The 23046-nt window shown below is 73.3% G+C and carries 21 protein-coding genes and 1 riboswitch; of the genes, 12 read left to right on the plus strand and 9 right to left on the minus strand.

Features of this window, described 5'->3' with window-relative positions:
- Positions 1-16 precede the first annotated feature (16 nt).
- Genes ABZ919_RS24900 through ABZ919_RS24910 form a run of 3 tightly spaced genes read left to right on the plus strand, consistent with a single transcriptional unit; the run spans position 17 to position 4778 of the window.
- Positions 17-1036, plus strand: coding sequence for a MoxR family ATPase (locus tag ABZ919_RS24900; protein WP_361251747.1), 1020 nt, complete (start codon positions 17-19; stop codon positions 1034-1036).
- Positions 1036-2397 (plus strand): DUF58 domain-containing protein, encoded by a 1362-nt coding sequence (locus tag ABZ919_RS24905; protein WP_361251750.1) that lies wholly within the window; start codon positions 1036-1038, stop codon positions 2395-2397. The genes ABZ919_RS24900 and ABZ919_RS24905 overlap by 1 nt, the downstream gene beginning before the upstream one ends.
- Positions 2394-4778 (plus strand): DUF3488 and transglutaminase-like domain-containing protein, encoded by a 2385-nt coding sequence (locus ABZ919_RS24910; protein ID WP_361251752.1) that lies wholly within the window; start codon positions 2394-2396, stop codon positions 4776-4778. The genes ABZ919_RS24905 and ABZ919_RS24910 overlap by 4 nt, the downstream gene beginning before the upstream one ends.
- 80 nt (positions 4779-4858) lie before the next feature.
- Here the strand turns inward: ABZ919_RS24910 and ABZ919_RS24915 are convergent, their stop codons facing one another.
- The 3 genes from ABZ919_RS24915 to ABZ919_RS24925 all read right to left on the minus strand — a co-directional run bounded on the left by ABZ919_RS24915 (position 4859) and on the right by ABZ919_RS24925 (position 7034).
- Positions 4859-5242 (minus strand): DUF3040 domain-containing protein, encoded by a 384-nt coding sequence (locus ABZ919_RS24915; RefSeq protein WP_361251755.1) that lies wholly within the window; start codon positions 5240-5242, stop codon positions 4859-4861.
- 277 nt (positions 5243-5519) lie between these two features.
- Positions 5520-6347, minus strand: a complete 828-nt coding sequence (locus ABZ919_RS24920) for a methyltransferase (protein WP_361251758.1) — start codon at positions 6345-6347, stop codon at positions 5520-5522.
- A 123-nt stretch (positions 6348-6470) separates the two neighbouring features.
- Entirely contained in the window at positions 6471-7034 is a 564-nt protein-coding gene (locus ABZ919_RS24925) for an SAV_6107 family HEPN domain-containing protein (RefSeq protein ID WP_361251761.1), read from the minus strand.
- 166 nt (positions 7035-7200) lie between these two features.
- On the opposite strand from ABZ919_RS24925, the gene ABZ919_RS24930 reads away from it, so the two are divergent.
- The 4 genes from ABZ919_RS24930 (at position 7201) to ABZ919_RS24945 (ending at position 12808) form a co-directional block, all read left to right on the plus strand.
- Positions 7201-8151, plus strand: coding sequence for an ATP-binding cassette domain-containing protein (locus ABZ919_RS24930; RefSeq protein WP_361251764.1), 951 nt, complete (start codon positions 7201-7203; stop codon positions 8149-8151).
- The gene (locus tag ABZ919_RS24935) at positions 8138-10222 is read left to right on the plus strand and encodes a YhgE/Pip domain-containing protein (protein ID WP_361251767.1); all 2085 of its coding nucleotides are present in this window, start codon (positions 8138-8140) and stop codon (positions 10220-10222) included. The genes ABZ919_RS24930 and ABZ919_RS24935 overlap by 14 nt, the downstream gene beginning before the upstream one ends.
- Before the next feature lie 47 nt (positions 10223-10269).
- Positions 10270-10899: a TetR/AcrR family transcriptional regulator gene (locus tag ABZ919_RS24940; protein ID WP_361251770.1), complete on the plus strand. Its 630-nt coding sequence runs from the start codon at positions 10270-10272 to the stop codon at positions 10897-10899.
- Positions 10900-11305: 406 nt separating this feature from the next.
- Positions 11306-12808: an NAD(P)/FAD-dependent oxidoreductase gene (locus ABZ919_RS24945; RefSeq protein WP_361251772.1), complete on the plus strand. Its 1503-nt coding sequence runs from the start codon at positions 11306-11308 to the stop codon at positions 12806-12808.
- 15 nt (positions 12809-12823) lie between these two features.
- On the opposite strand, the gene ABZ919_RS24950 is transcribed toward ABZ919_RS24945, so the two are convergent.
- From ABZ919_RS24950 to ABZ919_RS24975, 6 genes are all read right to left on the minus strand, one after another.
- Positions 12824-13756, minus strand: a complete 933-nt coding sequence (locus ABZ919_RS24950; RefSeq protein WP_361251775.1) for a hypothetical protein — start codon at positions 13754-13756, stop codon at positions 12824-12826.
- Between the two features lie 56 nt (positions 13757-13812).
- The gene (metF, locus tag ABZ919_RS24955; RefSeq protein WP_361251778.1) at positions 13813-14736 is read right to left on the minus strand and encodes a methylenetetrahydrofolate reductase [NAD(P)H]; all 924 of its coding nucleotides are present in this window, start codon (positions 14734-14736) and stop codon (positions 13813-13815) included.
- A 109-nt stretch (positions 14737-14845) separates the two neighbouring features.
- Positions 14846-15493 carry a thiamine phosphate synthase gene (gene thiE, locus ABZ919_RS24960; protein ID WP_361251781.1) on the minus strand — a complete coding sequence of 216 codons (648 nt, stop codon included), beginning with the start codon at positions 15491-15493 and terminating at the stop codon, positions 14846-14848.
- A gap of 94 nt (positions 15494-15587) precedes the next feature.
- Positions 15588-15953, minus strand: a complete 366-nt coding sequence (locus ABZ919_RS24965) for an Rv2175c family DNA-binding protein (RefSeq protein ID WP_055707421.1) — start codon at positions 15951-15953, stop codon at positions 15588-15590.
- A 137-nt stretch (positions 15954-16090) separates the two neighbouring features.
- The gene (locus ABZ919_RS24970; protein ID WP_361251784.1) at positions 16091-17323 is read right to left on the minus strand and encodes an FAD-dependent oxidoreductase; all 1233 of its coding nucleotides are present in this window, start codon (positions 17321-17323) and stop codon (positions 16091-16093) included.
- Between the two features lie 32 nt (positions 17324-17355).
- On the minus strand, positions 17356-17706 hold the full coding sequence (locus ABZ919_RS24975; RefSeq protein WP_361251786.1) for a hypothetical protein: 351 nt from the start codon (positions 17704-17706) through the stop codon (positions 17356-17358).
- A gap of 53 nt (positions 17707-17759) precedes the next feature.
- Positions 17760-17871: riboswitch (TPP riboswitch) on the plus strand.
- Here ABZ919_RS24975 and thiO point away from each other — a divergent pair.
- The 5 genes from thiO (at position 17869) to ABZ919_RS25000 (ending at position 23035) form a co-directional block, all read left to right on the plus strand.
- Positions 17869-19032, plus strand: coding sequence for a glycine oxidase ThiO (gene thiO, locus ABZ919_RS24980; protein ID WP_361251787.1), 1164 nt, complete (start codon positions 17869-17871; stop codon positions 19030-19032). It overlaps the preceding riboswitch by 3 nt.
- Positions 19029-19247 carry a sulfur carrier protein ThiS gene (gene thiS / locus ABZ919_RS24985; RefSeq protein ID WP_361251790.1) on the plus strand — a complete coding sequence of 73 codons (219 nt, stop codon included), beginning with the start codon at positions 19029-19031 and terminating at the stop codon, positions 19245-19247. Before thiO ends, thiS begins: the two co-directional genes overlap by 4 nt.
- Before the next feature lie 2 nt (positions 19248-19249).
- Positions 19250-20044, plus strand: a complete 795-nt coding sequence (locus tag ABZ919_RS24990; protein WP_361251792.1) for a thiazole synthase — start codon at positions 19250-19252, stop codon at positions 20042-20044.
- A gap of 105 nt (positions 20045-20149) precedes the next feature.
- Positions 20150-22066: a Stk1 family PASTA domain-containing Ser/Thr kinase gene (gene pknB / locus ABZ919_RS24995; RefSeq protein WP_361251795.1), complete on the plus strand. Its 1917-nt coding sequence runs from the start codon at positions 20150-20152 to the stop codon at positions 22064-22066.
- Positions 22067-22123: 57 nt separating this feature from the next.
- On the plus strand, positions 22124-23035 hold the full coding sequence (locus tag ABZ919_RS25000) for a deoxyribonuclease IV (RefSeq protein WP_361251798.1): 912 nt from the start codon (positions 22124-22126) through the stop codon (positions 23033-23035).
- The last annotated feature ends 11 nt before the right edge of the window (positions 23036-23046 follow it).

Here is a 23046-nt window from a genome sequence, read left to right on the forward strand (position 1 = left end):
CCGAGCGTATTCGAGGGTGGGGGGCGATCTGACCGCCACCGCCGAGCGGGTGCGCGGTTCGGTGGAAGGCGTGATCGAGGGCAAGCCCGAGGTCGTACGGCTCGCGCTGACCGTGCTGCTCGCCGAGGGCCACCTGCTGATCGAGGACGTGCCCGGCGTGGGCAAGACGATGCTGGCCAAGGCGCTGGCGCGGTCCATCGACTGCTCGGTGCGGCGCATCCAGTTCACGCCCGACCTGCTGCCCTCGGACATCACCGGTGTGTCCATCTGGGACCAGCAGCGCCGGGACTTCGAGTTCAAGCCGGGCGCCATCTTCGCGCAGATCGTCATCGGCGACGAGATCAACCGCGCCTCGCCCAAGACCCAGTCGGCGCTGCTGGAGTCCATGGAGGAGCGACAGGTCACCATCGACGGCAAGACGTACGAACTGCCCAGCCCCTTCATGGTGGTGGCCACGCAGAACCCGGTCGAGATGGAGGGCACCTACCCGCTGCCCGAGGCCCAGCGCGACCGCTTCATGGCCCGGGTCTCCGTCGGTTACCCGAGCGTGGAGGCCGAGCTGCAGATGCTCGACATCCACGGCGGCGTCAGCCCGCTGGAGGACCTGCAACCGGTGGCGCACGCGCACGAGATCGTGAAGCTGATCGAGGCGGTGCGCACCGTGCACGTCTCGGAGCCGGTCCGGCGTTACGCGGTGGAGCTGGTGGCGGCCACCCGTACCCACCCCGACCTCAGACTCGGCGCCTCACCGCGCGCGACCCTGCATCTGCTGCGCGCGGCGAAGGCCTCCGCGGCCCTGGCCGGCCGGGAGTTCGCGCTGCCGGACGACGTCCAGGCCCTCGCCGTCGCCGTCCTCGCACACCGGCTGCTGCCCACGGCCCAGGCCCAGCTCAACCGCCGTACGGCCGAGCAGGTTGTGCAGGAGATCCTGCAACGCACCCCCGTGCCGGCGGTACCGGGGCAGCAGGCACCCGGCTTCGGGGGGCTCGGCCGCGGCGTCCCGGCGTATCCCCAGCAGCCGCCGCGGAGTCTGTGATGAGTGCCGGGGGGACCGGCCAGGCGGAGGCCGACCGCGGGGAGACGGGTGGCGTCCGCACGGCCCTGGCCGGTCTGACGACCCGTGGGCGTTCCTTCCTGGCGGCCGGGATCGCCGCCGCGATCTGCGCGTACGTGCTCGGCCAGAGCGATCTGCTGCGGGTCGGCCTCCTGCTGGCCGCGCTGCCCCTGATCTGCGCGACCGTGGTCTACCGCACGCGCTACCGGGTGGCGGCCACCCGCCGGCTCGCCCCCGCACGCGTGCCGGCGGGCAGCGAGGCCCGGGTGCATCTGCGGATGGACAACGTCTCCCGGCTCCCCACCGGCCTGCTGATGCTCCAGGACCGGGTGCCGTACGTCCTCGGGCCGCGCCCCCGGTTCGTGCTGGACCGGGTGGAGCCGGGCGGCCACCGTGAGGTGTCCTACCGGGTCCGCTCCGATCTGCGCGGCCGCTATCCGCTGGGCCCGCTGCAGCTGCGGCTGACGGACCCCTTCGGAATGTGCGAACTCACCCGTTCCTTCTCGACGTTCGACACCCTCACGGTCGTCCCCCGCGTGGAGCCGCTGGCCCCGGTCCGCTTCAGCGGCGAGGCCAAGGGGTACGGCGACGGGCGACAGCGTTCGCTGGCCCTGGCCGGCGAGGACGACGTGATCCCGCGCGGCTACCGCTACGGCGACGACCTGCGCCGGGTGCACTGGCGGTCGACCGCGCGCTACGGCGAGCTGATGGTGCGGCGCGAGGAGCAGCCCCGGCGCTCGCGATGCACCGTCCTGCTGGACACCCGGAGCGGTGCCTACGAGGGCGCGGGCCCCGACTCCGCCTTCGAGTGGGCCGTCTCCGGTGCCGCCTCGGTGCTCCTGCACATGCTCGAACGCGGCTTCTCGGTACGGCTGCTGACCGACAGTGGCAGCGTGGTGCCCGGCGAGGGCACCGACGGGTTCGCGGGCGCCGGCCAGGAGACCGCGGAGGCGGCCGGGCTGTTGATGGACACCCTCGCGGTGATCGACCACTCCGACGGCGCGGGCCTGTCCCGGGCGTACGACATGCTGCGCGGCGGCAACGAGGGGCTGCTGGTCGCTTTCCTGGGCGACCTGGACGAGGAACAGGCGGCGACGGTCGCCAGGATGAGCCGGCGCAGCGGCGGTGCCGTTGCCTTCGTACTGGATCCGGTGACCTGGGGGCGGGAGGCGAGCGATGTGACGCGGCCGGACGACCGGCACCCCGATCGGCTGCGCCTGCTGTGCGAGGCGGGCTGGACGGCACTCGGCGTGCCGCGTGGCGCCGCGCTGAACGGGCTGTGGCAGCAGGCGGACCGGGAGCGCTCGGGCCTGGCCGCGGTGAGCGGGGAGGCGGCACGATGAGCGGGCGGGCACGACTGGCGCTGTGCTCCGCCGCGGCCACGCTGATGGCCGCCTGCTCGCTGCTGCCTCTGATCGCCGAGCCGACCTGGCTGCTGCTGCTGATCCCGCTGGTGGCCGTGCAGACCGGGGTGGGCACGGCGGCCCGCCGGGTGCCGCTGGGCCGGCCGCTGACCGTGCTGGCGCAGGCACTGGTCACCCTGGTGCTGCTGACCCTGGTCTTCGCCCGGCAGCACGCGATCGTCGGGCTGGTACCCGGCCCGGACGCCTTCCGGCACCTCGCCGACCTCCTCCAGCAGGGCTCGAACGACGTCAGCGAGTACGCGATACCGGCGCCGCTGACGGACGGGATCGAGCTGATGCTGGTCGGCGGCGTCCTGCTGATCGGGCTGCTGGTGGACACGCTCGCGGTGACCTTCCGCAGCGCGGCACCGGCCGGGCTGCCGCTGCTCGCGCTGTACTCGGTGGCCGCCGGGCTGTCCGACGGCGGGGCCGGCTGGCTGTGGTTCCTGGTGGCGGCGGCCGGCTATCTGATGCTGCTGCTCGCGGAGGGCCGGGACCGGCTGGCGCAGTGGGGACGGGTCTTCGGCGGCGCTCCCCGCACTCCGGGCGCCTGGGAGGAGGGCGCGGTCGCCCCGGTGCGCACCGGACGCCGGATCGGCGCCCTCGCGCTCGGCGCGGCCCTGATCGTGCCGCTCGCCCTGCCCGCAATGCAGGGAGGCCTGCTGGACCCCGCCGGCTCGGGCGTGGGAGCCGGCAACGGCGACGGAGGCACGATCTCCGCCGTCAATCCGCTGGTCTCGCTGCGCGACAGCCTGAACACGAACGACGACCGCCAGGTGCTGACGCTGAAGACCAGCGCGAACGACGTCTCGGACCTGTATCTGCGCATCGTCTCCCTGGACGACTTCGACGGCACGACCTGGAAGCCGGCCCAGCGGCACATCGTCGGCGTGCCCACCGGGTTCCCCACGCCCATCGGCCTCGGCGCGGACGTCAAACGCAGCACGGTGACGACCACCGTCACGGCGGCGGACTGGTACGCGCAGGACTGGCTGCCGATGCCGTACCCGCCGAGCGGTGTGAAGATCGACGGCCGCTGGCGCTACGAGCCGGTCGGGATGACCCTGGTCGGCGACCACGGCCAGACGACACGCGGCGCGACCTACCAGGTGACGAGCCTGGAGGTGCAGCCGACCGCCCAGCAGCTGTCCGCCGCACCGGAGCCGCCGGCGGCTCTGAAGCGCGAGTACACCAAGGTGCCGTCCTCGCTGCCGAAGGTGGTGGCCAGGACCGCCGGGCAGATCACGGCGGGCGCGCGGAGCCACTACGAGGAGGCCGTCAAGCTCCAGGACTACTTCGCCGTCACGGGCGGCTTCCAGTACGACACCCAGGTGGAGGTCGGCCGCGGGCCCGACGCCATCGCGAACTTCCTGAAGAAGAAGCAGGGCTTCTGCGTCCACTTCTCCTTCGCCATGGCGGCGATGGCCCGCACCCTCGGCATCCCGGCCCGGGTCGCGGTGGGCTTCGCGCCCGGTACGCCGCAGGCCGACGGCACCGTAGCGGTGAACCAGAGGGACGCGCACGCCTGGCCGGAGCTGTACTTCGAGGGTGTGGGCTGGACCCGTTTCGAGCCGACCCCGACCCGGGGCACCACACCGTCGTACACCCTGTCGAACACGCCCGGCACCTCGTTGCCCGATCCGGCCGTCCCGTCGCACGAGGCGTCCACGGCTCCCTCGGCGGCGGCCTCGCCGAGCCGGGGCTGCACGCCCGAGCTGATCAGGCTGCAGGACTGCCGGACGACGTCCCCTGCCGCGGCCCCGCACAGCGGCGGCGGTGGCAGCGCGCCGTGGAGGTATCTGCTGATCGGCCTGGCCGTGCTGGTGGCACTGTCGGTTCCGCTGGCGCCGCTGCTGTGGCGGATCCGGGTGCGCTCGGTGCGGCTGGGCGGGCATGCCCGGACCGAGCAGGGCGCGGCCGCGCACACGCTGGCGGCGTGGCAGGAGCTGACGGACAGCGCCTGGGACCACGGCATCGTCCCGGACGAGTCGCTGACTCCGCGCCGGGCGGCCGCCCGGATCGTCGAGCTCGGGCATCTGGACGCGACGGGCGGTGCCGCCGTGCACCGCGTCGCGGACGCGGTGGAGCAGGTGCTGTACGCGCCGCGGCCGCGCCCGGCCGCGGGTGCCGTGGAGGACGTACGCCGGGTGATCGAGGGGCTGCGCGGCACGGTGAGCACCGGCACGCGGCTGCGGGCTCTGTTCCTGCCCCGCTCCTCGGTGCGGGTGCTGTGGGCGGTGTCGGCTCGCTGGTCGGCGCTCGTGGCCAGGGCTGCAGCGGCCCGGCCGAGGCTGCGCCGGCCGTCGCAGCAGCAGGGCTGAGCGCATGCGTGAGGGGCGACCACCGATGGTGGTCGCCCCTCACGCATTGTCTTTCGGCGTCCGCGGAAACCGCTGGACGGCTACTGTCCCTGTTCGCCGCGACGGCGCTGCCAGCGCTGCTCGATCCGGTCCATCACGGAGCGCTTCGGCCGCACCTGGCGGCGGACGGCGCCCGCGGGCTGTTCACCCGGCTTGGGGGCCTTGCGCCAGCCGGTGACGGCGAGTACGGCACAACCCAGCATGACGAGGAAACCCACCACGCTGACCCAGATCAGCTGCGCGACCATTCCGGCCATGAGGAGCGCGATACCTACGAGGAAGCCTGCGACCGCCTGGTAGACCCGCCGCCGGGTGTACGTCCGCAGCCCGTTTCCCTCAAGCGCTGACGCGAACTTGGGATCTTCGGCGTACAGCGCTCGCTCCATCTGCTCGAGCATGCGCTGCTCGTGCTCCGAGAGCGGCACGGAGTCCTCCTCATCGTGCAGTCGCCGGGGCGACCCGGGGGGTCCCTTCAGGATAGGCAGGGAATCGCCCCCGTGAAACCCGCCCCTCTGCGCCAATTGGCCAACCGGACTCCGCCATGGCCGTCCCGGCTCGCTGAGGCTTCCATTCCCCGGCGGCCGACCCGTCATGCCGGGCGGTGTACCTCGATCATACGGCGCAAACCCCTCGATCGGGGGGCTTGTGGCGTACTCCATCCGCTGCCAAGGCCCTGATCAGCGGCGGGTCTCGGCAGCCGGCTCAGCCCTCCACGGCACCCGGCGTCTCACCGAGCACATGCAGCTGGGTGGCGACGGAGTGGAACGCGGGCAGCTCGGCCGCGGCGGCCTCCAGCTTGAGGAGCGCGTCCAGGGCGCCGGGCTCGGTGTCCACGAGCACGCCGGGGACCAGGTCGGCGAAGACCCGCACCCCGTGCACGGCACCGACCTTCAGGCCCGCGCCCTCGACCAGCGCGGTGAGCTGATCGGCGGTGAACCGGCGCGGCATCGGGTCGCCGGCGCCCCACCGGCCTTCGGGGTCGTGGAGCGCCTGCCGGGCCTCCGTGAAATGGCCGGCGAGGGCGCGCGCGAGCACAGCGCCGCCGAGACCGGCGGCGAGCAGGCTGAGGACGCCCTCGGAGCGCAGGGCGGCGACGGCGTTGCGGACGCCCTCGGCCGGGTCGTCGACGTACTCCAGGACGCCGTGGCACAGCACGGCGTCGTAGCCACCGCGCTCGACCACGTCGAACAGGCCGTGCGCATCGCCCTGTACGCCCCGGATCCGTTCGGCGACGCCGGCCTCGGCGGCCCGGCGCTCCAGTGCGAACAGCGCGTTCGGGCTGGGGTCGACCACGGTGACGCGGTGGCCGAGCCGGGCGACGGGCACGGCGAAGTTGCCGCTGCCGCCTCCGGTGTCGAGGACGTCCAGCGACTCCCGTCCCGTGGCCTTGACCCGGCGGTCGAGGGCGTCCTGGAGGACCTCCCAGACCACGGCCGTGCGGAGGGAGGCGCGGGAGCGGGAGGGGTCGGAGCGCAGCGACGCCCATTGAGGGTGGAGATGGGAGACGGGCGGGCGCATCGGGTCCGACACGGCAGTTGACTCCTCGCAGGGCGGAAGACTTCAGTCGACCTCCACCCTATTGCCTTCGGCGCCGTACCGGTCACCGTGGGCGGGCGGGGGCATCCGCGTCTCGCACGGCGGACTTTCGGGTGGTCAGCCCGCGTCCGGGAGGTCACCGCGCGCTCTCGGGCCGTCCGGTTCGCCGGTGTCGTGGCGGGGCTGGGGCAGGACCGGCTGGAGGACGAGCATCCGTTCCACGAGGCGCAGGAACATCGCCACGTCCCGTATCAGGTCGTCGGCGTCCCGGCGGCTCGCCGCGCCCTGGATGCCGGCCTCGGCGCGGGCCCGGCGGGCGGCGCCGGAGGCGAACAGCGCGCTCCACTCCGACAGTTCGGGGGCGATCTCGGGCAGCACTTCCCAGGCGCTGCGGATCCGGGCGCGCCGGCGCGGGGAGGTCTCGGGGCGGCCGCGGGCGGCGAGCACGGCCGCGGCGGTGCGCAGGGCGGCGAGGTGGGCCGTCGCATAACGCTCGTTCGGTGTTTCCAGGACGGCGGCCTCGTCCAGTCCCGCCCGGGCCTGGGCGAGCAGGTCCAGGGCGGCGGGTGGGGCCGTGGCCCGGCGGAGCTCGGGGTGCACATCGCTCGCCGGGCCGGGCAGTGAGGGGGCAGGGCCGGTGGCGCGGCGCCGGCGGGCGGCGGCTGCGGAGGGATTGGCCATGACGAACCTCCTGTCGTCTGGGTGACGGCACGGGTGCCGTATGTGCCCATCGTGAGGTATGGCACTGACAATCCGTTCTGACCTGGGCCTTTGCCTCGATCGTAGGTTCGGGCGTATTTTTGCACTGACCAGTCAGTTCAAAAATATCGAACCTGCAGGGGGGCTTGTGGACGGCTTGCACGTCAGGGCCGAGGATCTCGGCCTGAAGGGGCCGCGGGGGTGGGCCTTCCGAGGCGTCAGCCTCGACGCGGAACCCGGCTCACTCATCGCGATCGAGGGACCGTCCGGCTCCGGCCGCACCTGTCTGCTGCTCGCGCTCACCGGACGGATGAAGCCCACCGAGGGAGTGGCCACCGTCGGCGGGTTCAAACTCCCCCGGCACATGGCCCGGCTGCGCCGCGTCAGCGCGGTGGCCAACGTGGCCGGGGTGACCGACCTGGAGCCGGCCCTGAGCGTCGGCGAGCACCTCCGCGAACGGGCCCTGCTGCAGAGCCGCTTCGGCGACTCGCTGCGCGAACTGCTGCGCCCCCGCGCGCACCGCGTGCACGAGGCGCGGCTGCGCGTCGACGCGGCCCTGGCCGCCGCCGCCCTCGACCTCGAGACGCTGCCCAAGGGCTCCCGCACGGCCGTGCGCGACCTGGAGCGGCCTCAGGCGCTGCGCCTGTCCCTCGCCCTGGCCCTGCTCGGTGGCCCCGGCCTGCTCGGCGTCGACGACATCGACACCAAGCTCTCGGACGAAGAGCGCGCCGACCTGTGGGGCGTGCTGCGCTCGCTCACCCGCGCGGGGACGACGGTGGCGGTCGTCTGCCGCACCGCACCCGGCGACTGCGTCGTCGTACCGACCGGGTCGCGGCACACCGGGGCGAAGTCCGGGGGAACGGGCAGCACGGAGGAAGTCGGCGCCGAAGCCGGCACAGACGGCCCGGAGGACACCCCGGCGCGGGCCGACCGCCGCAGCGGGACGGACGCCGAAGCGGAAGCCGGTGCGGAAGCCGGAGCGAGCGACGCGCAGAGCGCCCCGGCGCAGGACGGCGGGACCGCGAACGACGGGACCGCGAACGACGGGAAGAGCAGCAGGAAGAGCGACCCGAGGGAGGACGTCGATGCGCTCGCCTAGGCTGGCCGCGCTGGAGCTGAGGCGCTTCGGGCGCGGGAAGCTGCCGCGCGCCGCGCTGGTCGCGCTGCTCGTGCTGCCACTGCTCTACGGCGCCCTCTACCTGTGGTCGTTCTGGGACCCGTACGGCCGTCTGGACCGCATCCCGGTGGCCCTGGTCAACGACGACAAGGGCGCCACGGCGGGCGGCAAGAAGATCACCGTCGGTGACGACATCGTCGACGGGCTGCGCGACAGCCGGACCTTCGAGTGGCACGAGGTGAGCGACGCCCAGGCCCGCCGGGGCGTCGAGGACGGCACGTACTACCTGTCGCTGACCATGCCCGCCGACCTCAGCCGGCGGATCGCCTCCAGCTCCGGCGACTCCCCGGAGACCGGCGCCCTTCAGGTGCGCACCGACGACGCGAACAACTACATCGTCGGCCAGATCTCCAAGACCGTCTTCCACGAGGTCCGCTCGGCCGCCTCCGCCAAGACCTCCCGCACCTTCCTCGACAAGATCTTCGTCTCGTTCTCCGACATCCACGACAAGACGGTCACGGCCGCCAAGGGCGCCGACCGGCTGAACACCGGCATCGGCAAGGCGGAGAAGGGCTCGAAGGACCTCGCCGACGGGCTGAAGGACGCCAAGAGCGGCAGCGGCAAGCTGGCCACGGGCCTGGAGAAACTGCACACGGGCGCGGGCGACCTCCAGGACGGGTCCCGGCAGGTCGCCGACGGCACGCAGGCGCTCGCCGACAAGGTCGACGGCGTCTACGGCAAGGCCGGCCCCTACCTGAAGGACAACGGGAAGACCATCGGGGACACCGCCCGCCTGGTCGCCGACTCGGCCAGGACCGTCGAGGACAACCTCGACGTCCTGGTGAAGCTCGCCCCGGGGACCGCGAAGGCCGCCCACGCGAACGCCGACGTCCTGGCCGGGATATACAAGGCACGCTGCGAGACCGCGACCGTCCCCGACCCGATCTGTCCCGACCTGAAACGGGCCGAGAAGGCCGCTGCCGAGGTGGCCACCGTGGCCGACGACCTCAACACCCTCATCGCCGACCAGGACGGCGACCTGAAGACCATGAGGAACAACCTCGGCACCCTCCAGAAGCAGGCCACGGCCCTCCAGCAGCGCGCGCCGCACCTGTACGAGGACGTCGACGACGCCGTCAAGAAGATCGACAAGCTGAACACGGGCACGCAGAAGGTCGCCGCCGGCGCCAAGAAGCTGCACGCCGGTCTCGGCACCGCCCAGACCGGCGCGACCACGCTCGACCAGGGCATCGGCACGGCCACGTCGGGCGCCCAGACCCTGAACGGCGGCCTGTACAAGCTGTCCGACGGCTCCGGCAGGCTCGCCGGCGGACTGCACGACGGCGCGAAGAAGATCCCCGACTACGACAAGAAGGACCGCGACCGGCGCACCGGCGTGATGGCCGACCCGGTCCAGCTGGCCTCCCACGACCTGCACAGGGCGCCGAACTACGGCACCGGTTTCGCCCCGTACTTCATCCCGCTGTCCCTCTGGGTGGGCGCGATGGTCGCATACATGCTGATCCCGCCCCTCAACCGGCGCGCCCTGGCGGCCGGTTCACCGGCCTGGCGGATCGCGCTCGCGGGCTGGCTGCCGGTGGTCGCCGTGGGCGTGCTCCAGGTGGCCGCCCTGATGGCCGTCCTGCACTGGGCGATCGGTCTGCAGATGCTGCGCGCGGCCGGCACGATCGGCTTCCTGTTCCTGGTCACGGCCTGCTTCGCCGCGATCGTGCAGTGGCTGAACGCACGCTTCGGCGCGGCGGGCCGGATCCTGGTGCTCGCGCTGCTGATGCTCCAGCTGACCTCGGCGGGCGGTACCTACCCCGTGCAGACCAGCCCGGGGTTCTTCACCGCGATCCACCCGTTCCTGCCGATGAGCTACATCGTGCAGGCGCTGCGCCGGCTGATCACCGGCGGCGGACTCGGCCCGGTCTGGCAGGCCTGCGCCGTGCTCACCGCGTTCACCGCGGGCGCGCTCGCGCTGACCGCCCTCGCCGCCCGGCGCCACCAGGTGTGGACGCTGGACCGGCTGCACCCGGAGCTGAGCCTGTGATCCCCAAGGCGACTCGGCACGCGCGCGTACCTGTGAGAATCGGGGTCATGGAAAGCAGCAGCGCCCGGGCCGGCGGCAGCACGCGCCGCGAGGCCACCCGGCAGAAGCTCTACGAGGCGGCCGTCACGCTCATCGCCGAGCAGGGCTTCTCCGCGACCACGGTGGACGAGATCGCCGAGCGGGCCGGGGTCGCGAAAGGCACGGTCTATTACAACTTCGCGAGCAAGTCGGTCCTCTTCGAGGAGTTGTTGCGGCACGGCGTGGGCCTGCTCACCGCCTCGCTGAAGGAGGCGGCGGAGAACACCGCGCGGGCGGGCGGCAGCAGGGTGGACGCGCTGGACGCGATGGTCCGCGCGGGCCTGGTCTTCATCGACCGCTACCCGGCCTTCACCCAGCTGTACGTCGCCGAGCTGTGGCGCACCAACCGGGCCTGGCAGTCCACGCTGATGGTGGTCCGGCAGGAGGCCGTCGCGGTGGTCGAGAGGGTGCTGCGCGAGGGTGTGGCGGCCGGCGAGTTCAGCGACGAGATCGACGTCCAGCTGACGGCGGCGGCGCTGGTCGGCATGGTCCTGGTGGCCGCGCTGGACTGGAAGTCCTTCCAGCCGGAGCGCTCCCTGGACGACGTGCACGCGGCGCTGTCCCGGCTGCTTCAGGGGCGCGTGAGCGGAAAGGCCTGAGCAGCGGAAGGCGCCGGTCCGCGACCGGACCGGCGCCTTCGCACATCCCCGTACTCCCCCGTACGGTTCTCCCCCTGTGGTCCCCCGTGGGTGGTCGGCCCCCGGGCCCCCCGTCTCGCTTCCGCCGACGGATCGGCGGAAGGAGCGGCCGGGCGGCGGGCGCCGTTCCGCCGCCCCGTGTCGGCGGTGCCGGGCCGCGCCCCCTTGCCGTGCCTCCACTCTCCCGTTCGCGCGCGCCGCGGCCCATCCGCTCGGGTACTCATCTCGGGACCTAGGTACGGGTACTCAGCCGTACGCACGCGTGCCCGGGGCCACGGCCGCCGCGCGGCCCGACCGCCGCGGCGGGAAGCGGGGCCCCGGCCCTCCCGCGCACCGGATGTCGGTGGCGGTCGATAAAGTCGCAGGCATGGCACGGATTGCGGTGATCGGCGCCGGGATGGGCGCGATGGCGGCCGCCGCCCGGCTGGCCGTCGCGGGCCACCGGGTGGTGGTGTACGAGCGCACGGACACGTACGGCGGTGCGGTGCGCCGCTTCGAGCGGGACGGGTTCGGCTTCGACACCGGCCCGGGCCTGCTGACGCTGCCCGCCGTGTACCGCGACCTGTTCGTCAAGACCGGCAAGGAGCCGCTGGAGGACTGCGTCGAACTGGTCCAGGTCGACCCGTCCGCGCGACATGTCTTCGCGGACGGCACGGAGGTGTCACTGCCGAACGCCTCCCGCGCGGGGGTCGTGGCCGCCCTGGACGAGGCGCTGGGCGGGGGCGCGGGTGAGCGCTGGGGCGAGTTCCTGGTGCGGGCCCGCGAGGCGTGGGACCGCACCCGCAGACCGCTGCTGGAGGAGCCGCTGTGGCCCGACTGGCAGGTGCTGACGGAGAAGGAGCCGTACCCGGCCGTCCCGCACAAGCGGTTGCTGCGCACGCGGCGCGCGGTGAAGCTCAGCGAGATCGGCGCCTGGGAGCTGCGTGATCCGCGGCTCACGGCGCTGCTGGAGGGCTACGCGCTCGCGTACGGCATCGAACCGGAGGCGGCCCCGGCGAGCGCGGCGGTGCTGCCGTACATGGAGCACGCCTTCGGCACCTGGTATGTGCGCGGCGGTATCCGGGAGTTGGCGCGGGCGGTGTACGAGCGGTGTGTGAAGCGCCGGGTCGAGTTCGTCCTCGGTGCCGACGTCACCCGGGTGCTGGAGAAGGACGGCCGGGTGGCCGGAGTGGAACTGGCCGACGGCACGGTGGCCGAGGCGGACTTCGTCGTCGGCCCGGGACCCCGGCAGCTGGGCGGCCTGGTCGCCGGCCGTGAGCTGTACGGGGCGCAGGACGTGCGGCCGGCGCCGGAGGACCGCCGCCCGGGCCGGACGGTGGTGTGCCTGGCGCTGCGCGGCGCGCCGCAGACCGGTGTCGTGCACCGGACGGTGGTGCACTCGGCCGGGGGCGATCCCCGCCCGTTCCGGTCCGGGGTGCTGCCCGACCTGCCGGCGGTCGTCGTGGACCGGCCCGACGACCCGGCGCTGCGCCCCGGCGGGGAGCACGAGTCGATGGTGCTGACGGCGACGGTGCCGTCCGCGGCGGAGTACGACTGGGCCGCCTCCGGGGCCGCGGACGCCTTCGCGGACCGGATGGTCGCCGCCGCCGAGCGTGCCGTGCCGGGGCTGCGCGAGCGGGTGCTGTGGCGCGAGGTCCGCACGCCCCTGGACACCGAGCGGGAGACGGGCGCCGCCGGCGGCGCCGTTCCGCCGCCCGCACTGGCCGCACCGCAGGGGGTGCTGCACCCGGCCAACACCACGGCGGTACCGGGTCTGTTCGCCGTGGGCGGCTGGTCCCACCCGGGCGGCGGCCTGCCGCACGCGGGCATGTCGGGCGCCCTGGTGGCCGGGCTGATCGTGGAGGGCCCGGAGTTCCGCGGCTCCCGGTGAGCCGGGGCCGGGGCTTCAGAACCGGTACTGCTCGTCGAATCCGGCGCCGGGCTGCGGCTGCTGGGCCTGTCCCTGGTTCTGGTACGGGTACGGCTGCTCCTGCGGGAGTTCCCCGCCGTAGGTCTCGTCGGTGCGCTGCTGCGGCACCCACACTCCGTTCGCCGGGGTCCCGCCGTAGCCGCCGGCGTAGGGATCCTGGGCGTAGCCCTGCTGGCCGTACTGCCCGGAGTAGCCGGTGTCGTACGCGGCGCCGCCGTAGGACTGGCTGCCGATGTAGGGGTCGGAGTAGTTGGCGTAGCCCTGCTGGCCGGCGTCGTAGCCGTAGCCCTGCTGGCCGTAGCCCGAGTAGTCGTAGGCGTACTGCTGCTGCTCGGCGCCCTGGGCCTGGGCGGCGCCCGCCTGGACGGGGTCGCCGTAGACGCCGTAGGAGCCGGTGTCCTCGGGCAGGGGCTGCGGCTCGTAGACGGTGGTGGTCTCGGCGTCGGTGGGCGCGGACGCGCGGGCGGCCGGGGTGAAGACGTCGTCGCGGTCGTAGTCCTCGTAGTCGCCGTGCTCCTGGCCGTAACCGGTCCGCCCGGCGTCCCGGTCGTCGTCCGGGCCCGTGTATTCCGGGTCGGCCTCCTCCGGCGCCGGGTCGTACCGGTCCGCCTTGCCGCGGCGGCGCTTGCTGCCGCCGTCGCTCTCGGCGGCGTCGGGTCGCTTGACCGCCCAGCCGGCGGCGAAGCCGCGGCGGAACGACAGCGTGACGTAGGTCTGGCCGACCGCGAAGGCGATGGCGCCGACGCCGATCACGATCACGGAGGGCATCAGCACACCGACGACGACGCCGAGGAACCCGGCGAACGCGAGCAGCCGCCAGCGCAGCCTCGCCTTGTACTGCAGCAGCACCTCGCCCAGCAACCACAGTGCGACGATGCCGAACGCGATGTAGAGGACCGTCCAGCCCATGTACGCCCCTCTCCCAGTGACCGCTACGCAGTGTGTCGTATCGCGGTGCGGCCGGTCTAGGCCTGCGGGGGGTGGTGCAGGCCCAGGTTCTCGTAGATTTCCAGGGTCGCCGTCGAGTTGTTCAGCGTGATGAAGTGCAGTCCCGGCACTCCCTCGGCGAGCAGCCGAGCGCAGAACTCCGTGGCGAAGTCGATACCGATGGAGCGTACCGCCGCCGGATCGTCCTTCGCTGTGAGGATCCGCTCTTTCAGGGCGTCCGGAAAGTGCGCGTTGCTGAGTCTCGGCAACCGTTCCAGCATCTTCACGCTGGTGACGGGCAGGACCTCGGGGATGACCGGGGTGTCACAGCCCGCGGCCACCACGCGGTCGCGCAGCCGGAGATACGACTCCGGCTGGAAGAACATCTGTGTGATGGCGTAGTCGGCGCCCGCACGGCACTTGTCCACGAAGTGGGAGACGTCCGTCTCCCAGTCCCTGGACCGGGGGTGCATCTCCGGGAACGCTGCGACACCCACGCAGAAGTCGCCCGACTCCTTGATGAGCCGGACGAGCTCGGCCGCATAGGCCAGGCCCCGCGGGTGCGGGACCCAGTCTCCCATCGGGTCGCCGGGCGGGTCGCCGCGCACGGCGAGCATGTTGCGGATCCCGGCGTCCGCATACTGGCCGATGATGTTCCGCAGTTCGGCGATGGAGTGGTCGACCGCGGTGAGGTGGGCGACCGGGGTGAGCGTGGTGTCGGCGACGATCTGCTCGGTCTCCTTGACCGTGCCGGCGCGGGTGGAACCACCCGCGCCGTAGGTCACCGAGACGAAGTCGGGCGCGACCGCCTCGACCCGCCGGAGCGCGCTCCACAGGTTCCGCTCACCCTTGGGGGTCTTCGGTGCCGAGAACTCGAACGAGTACGTCGTCTTGCCGGTGGCGAGCATCTCGCGCACGGTCCGTGCGCGATCAGTCCTGGTGGAGGGGGTTCCAAGGGCCATACGGGCAGGTTAGCCAGGGGCGGGCGGTCCCCCAACCGGAGGACGGGGATTTGCCCTGTTTACCGGTTTCCTGTCCACCCCTTGGACAAAAATCCGGACGACAGCGCCGCTAGGCCTGCCGCAGCCGCTTCGCGAATTCGGCGGCGGCCGCTCCCGGGTCGTCGGCCTCGGTGATCGCACGGACCACGACCACCCGGCGGGCGCCCGCGTCCAGCACTTCGTCGAGGTGGGACAGATCGATCCCGCCGATCGCGAACCAGGGGCGGTCGGTGCCCAGACCAGCCGTGTACCGCACCAGGCCGAGGCCGGGCGCGGATCGGCCGGGCTTGGTCGGGGTGGGCCAGCAGGGGCCGGTGCAGAAGTAGTCCACGCCGTCCTGCACGGCGGCCGCGGCGGCCTCCGGCTCGGCGTGCGTGGACCGCCCGATCAGCACGTCGTCGCCGAGGATCGCGCGGGCCGCGGGGACCGGCAGATCGCCCTGGCCGAGGTGCAGCACGCCGGCGCGGGCGGCGTGGGCGACGTCGGCGCGGTCGTTCACCGCGAGGAGCTTGCCGTGCCGGGCGCAGGCGTCCGCGAAGACCTCCAGGTGCGCCAGCTCCTCGGCGGCCTCCATGCCCTTGTCGCGCAGCTGCACGATGTCGACACCGCCGGCCAGGACCGCGTCCAGGAACTCGGGAAGGTCCCCCTGGCGCGACCGTGCGTCCGTGCACAGGTACAGGCGGGCGTCGGCGAGCGCGGCGCGTGCGGTGTCGGACATGCGTGGGTCCCCCTGGTGGGTGTGCCGGACGGCTTCGGCGGGTGGCGTACCGGCCACGACGGCCCGCACGCCACCCCCCTCATGGGCGGTTCGCTCAGACGGCGAGCGCCTGGGCGCGGCGCTTCACCTCCGTGCCGCGATTCTCGCTCAGGGCCTGCGCGGGGGTACCGGGCAGGGTCGGGTCGGGGGTGAAGAGCCACTCGATCATCTCTTCGACCGTGAAGCCGTCGTCCCTCAGGAGCGTCAAGGTGCCGGACAGGCCCTTGACGACCTTGTCCCCGTCGATGAAGGCGGCGGGGACGTGCAGCGCGCGGTTCTCACCTCGGCGTACGGCGATGAGCTGGCCCTCCTTGACCAGCTGCCGCACGCGCGTCACCTCGACGCCGAGCTGTTCGGCGATGTCGGGCAGGGTGAGCCAGGCGGGGACGAGAGCATCGATCTTTGCGTCAATCTCGGTCACGCCACCAAGCGTAGGCGCTCCGCCGGTTCGGCCGCGATGTGGTGGTGCCGGGTTGTGTCGTCCTTCGGTGCGGGTTCGTCGCGCCCGGTCGCGCAGTTCCCCGCGCCCCTCGGGCCCGCTGCCGCCCAGGACGCCGGTCAGCCGGCGGTGGCATCCTTCAGGGGCTTGGCCGGATCCGCCAGGGCCTGCGGGTCCATCCTGCGGCCCGCCTCGATCAGCCGGCGGCCCTGGGCCAGATCACGCGGGCGGCCGACCGCCAGGAGGGCCACCAGGCGCTCCTCGCGCAGCCAGCAGACCGTCCAGGCCGGGCCCTGTGGGTCGCCGCGCCAGACCATGCGGTCGGCGGCCGGGTGGTGGCCGGCGTACTGCACGAAGCGGCCGAACTGCTCGGACCAGAAGTAGGGCACCGGGTCGTACACCGCCGGCGTCTCGCCGAGGATGTTCGCGGCGACCGTGCGCGGACCCTGCAGGGCGTTGTCCCAGTGGTGGACGAGCAGCCGCTCGCCGTAGCGGGCGGAGGGGAAGGAGGCGCAGTCGCCGACGGCGTACACGTCCTGCACACAGGTGCGCAGGTGGGCGTCGGCGAGGACGTCCCCGTGCGGGCCCAGCTCGACGCCCGAGCCGGCCAGCCAGGCCGTGGCGGGGCGGGCGCCGATGCCGACGACGACGGCACCCGCGGTCAGCCTGGTGCCGTCGGCGAGGATCACCGCACCGGGCTCGACGCGCTCCACGCGCGCCTGCGTGCGCAGCTCGGTGCCGCCGGCCGCGTACCAGGCGGTCATGGGGGCCGTGACCTCGGCGGGCAGGGCGCCGGCGAGCGGCCGGTCGGCGGCCTCCACGACGGTCACCGCGCAGCCGGCCGCACGGGCGGCCGTGGCGAACTCGGCGCCGATCCAGCCGGCGCCGACGACCACGATGTCGTGCTGTCGGCTCAGCACCGGCCGCAGCCGCTCGGCGTCGTCCAGGGTGCGCAGCAGATGCACGCCGGGCACGCCCTCGGTGCCGGGGAGGGTGACCGGCTCGGCGCCCGTGGCGATCACGAGGACGTCGTACGGCACCGGGCCCGCCTCGGTGTCCAGCTCGTGCTCGGCGGGGCGCAGGCCCAGCACCTCGCAGCCGAGCCGCAGGTCGACGCCCAGCGACTCGAAGTCCACGTCGAACGCGGAGTCCTCGGCCTTGCCGAGCAGTACGGCCTTCGACAACGGCGGCCGGTCGTACGGCTGGTGCGGTTCCGCGCCGATGACGGTGACGGGGCCGTTGAAGGCGTGTTCCCGCAGCGCGACCGCGGTCTGCACCCCGGCCATGCCCGCGCCGACGACGACCACGCGCCGCCCCTGCGACGTGCCCTCTTGTGCTGTCTGCTCGCTCACCCGATCACCATAAGCATGTGACGGAGCGTCAGTCAGCGGGCGTGCTCGGTGAGCTGCTCCACAACGCTCGTACCGGCGCCGGACCCGGACTCCCACTCCCAGGTCTCCTCCAGCCGCACCCGCCCGTCCGGCAGCGCCACGACCGTGGACACGCAGTGCCCTGCGGCGGTCGTCCCGTCGCTCTTCAGCTGGACGTAGCGGAAGTCCAGCCGGTCCCCCTGCCGGGTGCCGACCAGATGGCCGCGTACGACGTCGCCGCCGGCGTACTCCGCCCAGATCTCGCCGTCCTTCTCGTGGTACGTGAACCGGGTGCGGGTGCCCACCTGACCTGGGGCTTGGTCCGCCACGGGGGCGAGGATCAGTCCGTCGAGCGACCGGGCCATGGGCAGGGGCTCCCTTACGGGTGACGAGCGGGGCGGGCTAGGGTGGCCACCGTACAAGCACTCGCGGGAGCCCGGACGCACCGGGCTGAGAGGGAGGCTGGCGGCCTCCGACCGTACGAACCTGATCCGGGTCATGCCGGCGAAGGGAGGGGCTTACCGCCCATGTCGTCACGTACGTCCGACGTCCTCGTCATCGGGGGCGGAATCATCGGCCTGGTCACGGCCTGGCGCGCCGCGCAGCGCGGGCTCGCCACGGCCGTGGTGGATCCCGATCCCGGCGGCGGGGCCGCGCGGGTCGCGGCCGGGATGCTGGCCGCCGTCACCGAACTGCACTACGGCGAGGAGAAGCTGCTCGCTCTGAACCTGGAATCGGCCCGCCGCTACCCCGGCTTCGCGGCCGAGCTGACCGAACTGACCGGCCACGACCTGGGCTACCGCCGCTGCGGCACCCTGCAGGTCGCGCTCGACGCGGACGACCGCGCGCATCTGCGCGAACTGCACGCGTTGCAGCGGCGCTGCGGCCTTGCGTCGGAGTGGCTGTCCGGGCGGGACTGCCGGCGCCTGGAGCCGATGCTCGCGCCCGGGGTGCGCGGCGGGCTGCGGGTCGACGGCGACCACCAGATCGACCCGCGGCGGCTGGCGGCGGCCCTGGTGGCCGCGTGCGAGCGCGCCGGGGTGGCCGTCCACCGCGCGTGGGCCGAACGGCTGGACGTCGTAGGGGACCGGGCCGCCGGGGTCACGGTCGCGGACGGCTCCGAGCTGCGCGCGGGGCAGGTCGTGCTCGCGGCGGGCAGCATGAGCGGGCGCCTCGCGGGCGTGCCTCAGGAACTGCTGCCGCCCGTGCGGCCGGTGAAGGGACAGGTGCTGCGGCTGACGGTGCCGCCCCGGTACGCGCCCTTCCTCAGCCGGACCGTGCGCGCCGTCGTGCGGGGCAGCCACGTCTATCTGGTGCCCCGGGAGAACGGCGAACTGGTCGTCGGCGCCACGAGCGAGGAGCTGGGCTGGGACACGACCGTCACCGCGGGCGGCGTGTACGAGCTGCTGCGCGACGCCCATGAGCTGGTGCCGGGCATCACCGAGCTCCCGCTCACCGAGACCCGGGCCGGGCTGCGCCCCGGCTCCCCCGACAACGCGCCGCTGCTCGGCCCGTCGGGGCTCGACGGGCTGGTGCTGGCCACCGGGCACCATCGCAACGGGGTGCTGCTCACGCCGGTCACCGGCGATGTGCTGGCACAGCTGCTGGCCGACGGCGAACTGCCCGAAGCGGCCCGTCCGTTCACACCGCGGCGCTTCGGCGCCGCCGTCCTCATGGAGCAGCCCGCATGAGCACCTCCGTCACCGTTTCCGTCTCCGTCAACGGAGAGCGCCGGGAGATCGTCCCCGGCACCGCTCTCGACACCGTCGTACGGTCGCTGGCCCCCGCGCCGTCCGGGGTGGCCGCCGCCGTCAACGAGACCGTCGTCCCGCGCGCCCAGTGGGCGACCACGGCGCTGGCCGAGGGCGACCGGGTCGAGATCCTCACCGCGGTCCAGGGAGGCTGACCATGGCCGACGATCCCCTGGTTCTGGGCGGTACGGCCTTCTCGTCGCGGCTGATCATGGGCACGGGCGGCGCGCCCAGCCCGGACGTGCTGGAGCGGGCCCTGGTCGCCTCCGGTACGGAGCTGACGACGGTCGCGATGCGGCGGGTCGACCCCTCCGTGCACGGTTCGGTGCTGTCGGTGCTGGAGAAGCTCGGCATCCGGGTGCTGCCGAACACGGCGGGCTGTTTCACCGCGGGCGAGGCCGTGCTGACCGCGCGGCTGGCGCGGGAGGCGCTGGGCACGGACCTGATCAAGCTGGAGGTCATCGCCGACGAGCGGACGCTGCTGCCGGATCCGGTGGAGCTGCTGGAGGCGGCGGAGACGCTGGTCGACGACGGGTTCACGGTGCTGCCGTACACCAACGACGATCCGGTGCTCGCGCGGAAGCTGGAGGACGTGGGGTGCGCGGCGGTGATGCCGCTGGGGTCGCCGATCGGGTCCGGGCTCGGGATTCGCAACCCCCACAACTTCCAGCTGATCGTCGAGCACGCGCGCGTGCCGGTGATCCTGGACGCGGGGGCCGGTACGGCGTCGGACGTCGCCCTCGCGATGGAACTGGGGTGTGCGGGGGTGATGCTCGCCTCCGCGGTCACGCGTGCGCAGCAGCCCGAGACGATGGCCGCCGCCATGAAGCACGCAGCACAGGCCGGGCGCCTGGCCCGGCTGGCGGGGCGGATTCCGCGCAGGCACTTCGCGCAGGCCTCCTCACCCACCGACGGGCGGGCCCGTCTGGACCCCGAGCGCCCCGCCTTCTAGCGCTGTCGCAGCACTAGTCGCGCAACAGTCACAGCTGTGCTGCATTCCGTCACCGGAACAGCGCAGCGTGCGGCAGTGTCGGTGACGCCTCGTAGACTCCCCTGCGTGGATACGACCCTTCAGGACCCCCTCGTCGGGCAGGTGCTCGACGGCCGCTACCGCGTCGACGCGCGGATCGCGGTCGGCGGGATGGCCACGGTCTACCGGGCCCTGGACACCCGACTGGACCGTGTGCTCGCACTGAAGGTGATGCACCCGACGCTCGCGGCCGACGGATCCTTCGTCGAGCGGTTCATTCGGGAGGCGAAGTCCGTCGCCCGGCTGGCGCACCCGAACGTGGTGCAGGTCTTCGACCAGGGGACCGACGGGTCGTACGTGTACCTGGCGATGGAGTACGTCGCCGGGTGCACCCTGCGGGACGTGCTGCGCGAGCGGGGCGCGCTGCAGCCACGGGCCGCGCTGGACATCCTGGAGCCGGTGCTGGCAGCGCTCGGCGCCGCGCACCGGGCCGGGTTCGTGCACCGGGACATGAAGCCCGAGAACGTACTGATAGGCGACGACGGCCGGGTCAAGGTGGCCGACTTCGGGCTGGTGCGGTCCGTGGACACCCAGACCAGCACGACCGGTGCCGTGCTCGGGACCGTGTCGTATCTCGCGCCGGAGCAGATCGAGCAGGGCACCGCCGACCCGCGCGTCGACGTCTACGCGTGCGGTGTGGTGCTCTACGAGATGCTGACCGGCGGCAAGCCCCATGCCGGGGACTCACCCGCCCAGGTCCTCTACAAGCACATCCACGAGGACGTGCCGCCGCCCTCGGCGCTGGTGCCGGCGCTGCCCTACGCATTGGACGAACTGGTCGCCTCGGCGACCGCCCGCACCCCGGAGGTCCGGCCGCACGACGCGGTGGCGCTGCTCGCGCAGGTCCGCGAGGCACGCCGGGGGCTGAGCGACGAGCAGCTGGATGCGGTGCCGCCGCAGGCGCTCACCGCGGAACACGACAACGCCGGGGACCGTACGAGCGTGATCCCGCGCTCGCTGACCGTGCCCCGGCCGCTGCCGGTCGGCGAGGCGGAGCCCGCCGGGGGTGCCGTCCGGCACACCACCCGGCTGCAGGCGCCGCCGGTGCCGCCCCGGCGGTCCAGGCGCCTGTACCTGACGGTGCTCGCCGCCGTGCTGGTGGTGTTCGGCGTGGGCGCCGGGGTCTGGTACATCAACTCCGGCCAGTTCACCAAGGTCCCGCCGCTGCTGGCGAAGACCGAGGCGCAGGCCCGGGACCGGCTGAAGGCGGCCGGGCTCGAGGTCGGGCAGATCAAGCGCGAGTACAACGACACCGTCCAGCGCGGCACGGTCATCGGCACCGACCCGATCTCCGGTGCCCGTATCCGCGACCACGACTCGGTGACGCTGACCATCTCGCTGGGTCCGCAGACGGTGAGCGTGCCGGACGTCCAGGGCCGCCCGCTGGCCGACGCGCGGGCACGGCTGAAGGCGGCCGGGCTGGAGCCGGGCATGGTCACCCGGGAGTTCAGCGAGGACGTCGACAACGGATCGGTGATCGCCACGACCCCGCGGGCGGGCACGAGGCGGCACGCCGGCTCGGCGATCGCGCTGACCGTCAGCAAGGGCAGCCCGATCGACGTCCCGGACGTCACCGGTGACGATCCGGCGGACGCCCGGAAGGCGCTGACGGACGCCGGACTGAAGGTCGTGATCGCCCCCGAGCAGGTCAACTCGGACGCCGACAAGGGCAAGGTGGCCCGGCAGAGCCCGGGCACCGGCAGCCAGGCCGCCGAGGGCGACACGGTGACGCTGACGCTGTCCAAGGGCCCGGAGATGATCGAGGTGCCGGACGTGGTCGGCGACAGTGTCGACGACGCCCACAAGGCGCTGGAGGGCGCCGGGTTCAAGGTGGACGAGGACCGCGGCCTGCTCGGGCTGTTCGGCGACACGGTGAAGAAGCAGTCGGTGCAGGGCGGTGACAAGGCGCCCAAGGGGTCGACCGTCACGATCACCATCCGGTGACCGGGTTCACCGGATGCCGCGGTCCGGCGGCCGGTGGGGGCATGACACCCTGAACGGGTGAGTTCCGATCAGCCCTCGTCCCCTCGGTCGTCGTCCGCCCCGCGGTCGCCCCTTCCACGCAACCCCGTCGGCGGTCATGTCCCGGTGGCCGGCGGTCTGCACTCCGTGGGCCTGTCGTACGCCCGTGAGCTGAAGGCCGAGACCGTGCAGGTCTTCGTGGCCAACCCGCGCGGGTGGGCCACGCCCCCCGGGAACCCCCGGCAGGACGAGGCGTTCCGCGCGGCCTGCGCCGAGGAGTCGGTCCCGGCGTACGTGCACGCCCCCTACCTGATCAACTTCGGCTCGCACACCGAGGCGACGGTGGAGCGCTCGGTGGAGTCGCTGCGGCACTCCCTGCGGCGCGGACGGGAGATCGGGGCGCTCGGCGTGGTCGTGCACACCGGCAGCGCGACCGGCGGACGGCCCCGTGAGGTGGCGCTGCAGCAGGTGCGGGAGCACATGCTGCCGCTGCTGGACGAGCTGACGCACGACGACGACCCGTTCCTGCTGCTGGAGTCGACGGCCGGGCAGGGCGCCTCGCTGTGCTCGCGCACCTGGGACTTCGGGCCGTACTTCGAGGCGCTGGACGCGCACCCGAAGCTGGGGGTGTGCCTGGACACCTGCCACGTCTTCGCCGCCGGACACGACCTGGCCGGGCCGGACGGGATGCACCGAACGCTGGACCTGCTGGTGGACACCGTCGGCGCGGGGCGCCTGAAGCTGATCCACGCCAACGACTCCAAGGACGTGGCCGGTGCGCACAAGGACCGGCACGAGAACATCGGCGCCGGCCACATCGGCGAGGACCCGTTCCGGGCACTCATGACCCACCCCGCGACCGAGGGCGTGCCCCTGGTCATCGAGACGCCCGGCGGCAAGGCGGGGCACGCGGCGGACGTGGAGCGGCTGAAGAAGCTCAGGGACGGCTGATCCCGCGATCA

Origin of the sequence: Streptomyces sp. NPDC046759, assembly GCF_040645475.1 — a bacterium.
Classification (GTDB): Bacteria; Actinomycetota; Actinomycetes; order Streptomycetales; family Streptomycetaceae; genus Streptomyces.

Bases quoted from the DNA above. Each gene is read 5' to 3' on its own strand.
- ABZ919_RS24905 (WP_361251750.1), top strand. From the start codon at position 1,036: ATGAGTGCCGGGGGGACCGGCCAGGCGGAGGCCGACCGCGGGGAGACG.
- ABZ919_RS24910 (WP_361251752.1), top strand. From the start codon at position 2,394: ATGAGCGGGCGGGCACGACTGGCGCTGTGCTCCGCCGCGGCCACGCTG.
- ABZ919_RS24925 (WP_361251761.1), bottom strand. From the start codon at position 7,034: ATGGCCAATCCCTCCGCAGCCGCCGCCCGCCGGCGCCGCGCCACCGGC.
- ABZ919_RS24935 (WP_361251767.1), top strand. From the start codon at position 8,138: ATGCGCTCGCCTAGGCTGGCCGCGCTGGAGCTGAGGCGCTTCGGGCGC.
- ABZ919_RS24940 (WP_361251770.1), top strand. From the start codon at position 10,270: ATGGAAAGCAGCAGCGCCCGGGCCGGCGGCAGCACGCGCCGCGAGGCC.
- ABZ919_RS24945 (WP_361251772.1), top strand. From the start codon at position 11,306: ATGGCACGGATTGCGGTGATCGGCGCCGGGATGGGCGCGATGGCGGCC.
- ABZ919_RS24950 (WP_361251775.1), bottom strand. From the start codon at position 13,756: ATGGGCTGGACGGTCCTCTACATCGCGTTCGGCATCGTCGCACTGTGG.
- metF (WP_361251778.1), bottom strand. From the start codon at position 14,736: ATGGCCCTTGGAACCCCCTCCACCAGGACTGATCGCGCACGGACCGTG.
- thiE (WP_361251781.1), bottom strand. From the start codon at position 15,493: ATGTCCGACACCGCACGCGCCGCGCTCGCCGACGCCCGCCTGTACCTG.
- ABZ919_RS24975 (WP_361251786.1), bottom strand. From the start codon at position 17,706: ATGGCCCGGTCGCTCGACGGACTGATCCTCGCCCCCGTGGCGGACCAA.
- thiO (WP_361251787.1), top strand. From the start codon at position 17,869: ATGTCGTCACGTACGTCCGACGTCCTCGTCATCGGGGGCGGAATCATC.
- thiS (WP_361251790.1), top strand. From the start codon at position 19,029: ATGAGCACCTCCGTCACCGTTTCCGTCTCCGTCAACGGAGAGCGCCGG.
- ABZ919_RS24990 (WP_361251792.1), top strand. From the start codon at position 19,250: ATGGCCGACGATCCCCTGGTTCTGGGCGGTACGGCCTTCTCGTCGCGG.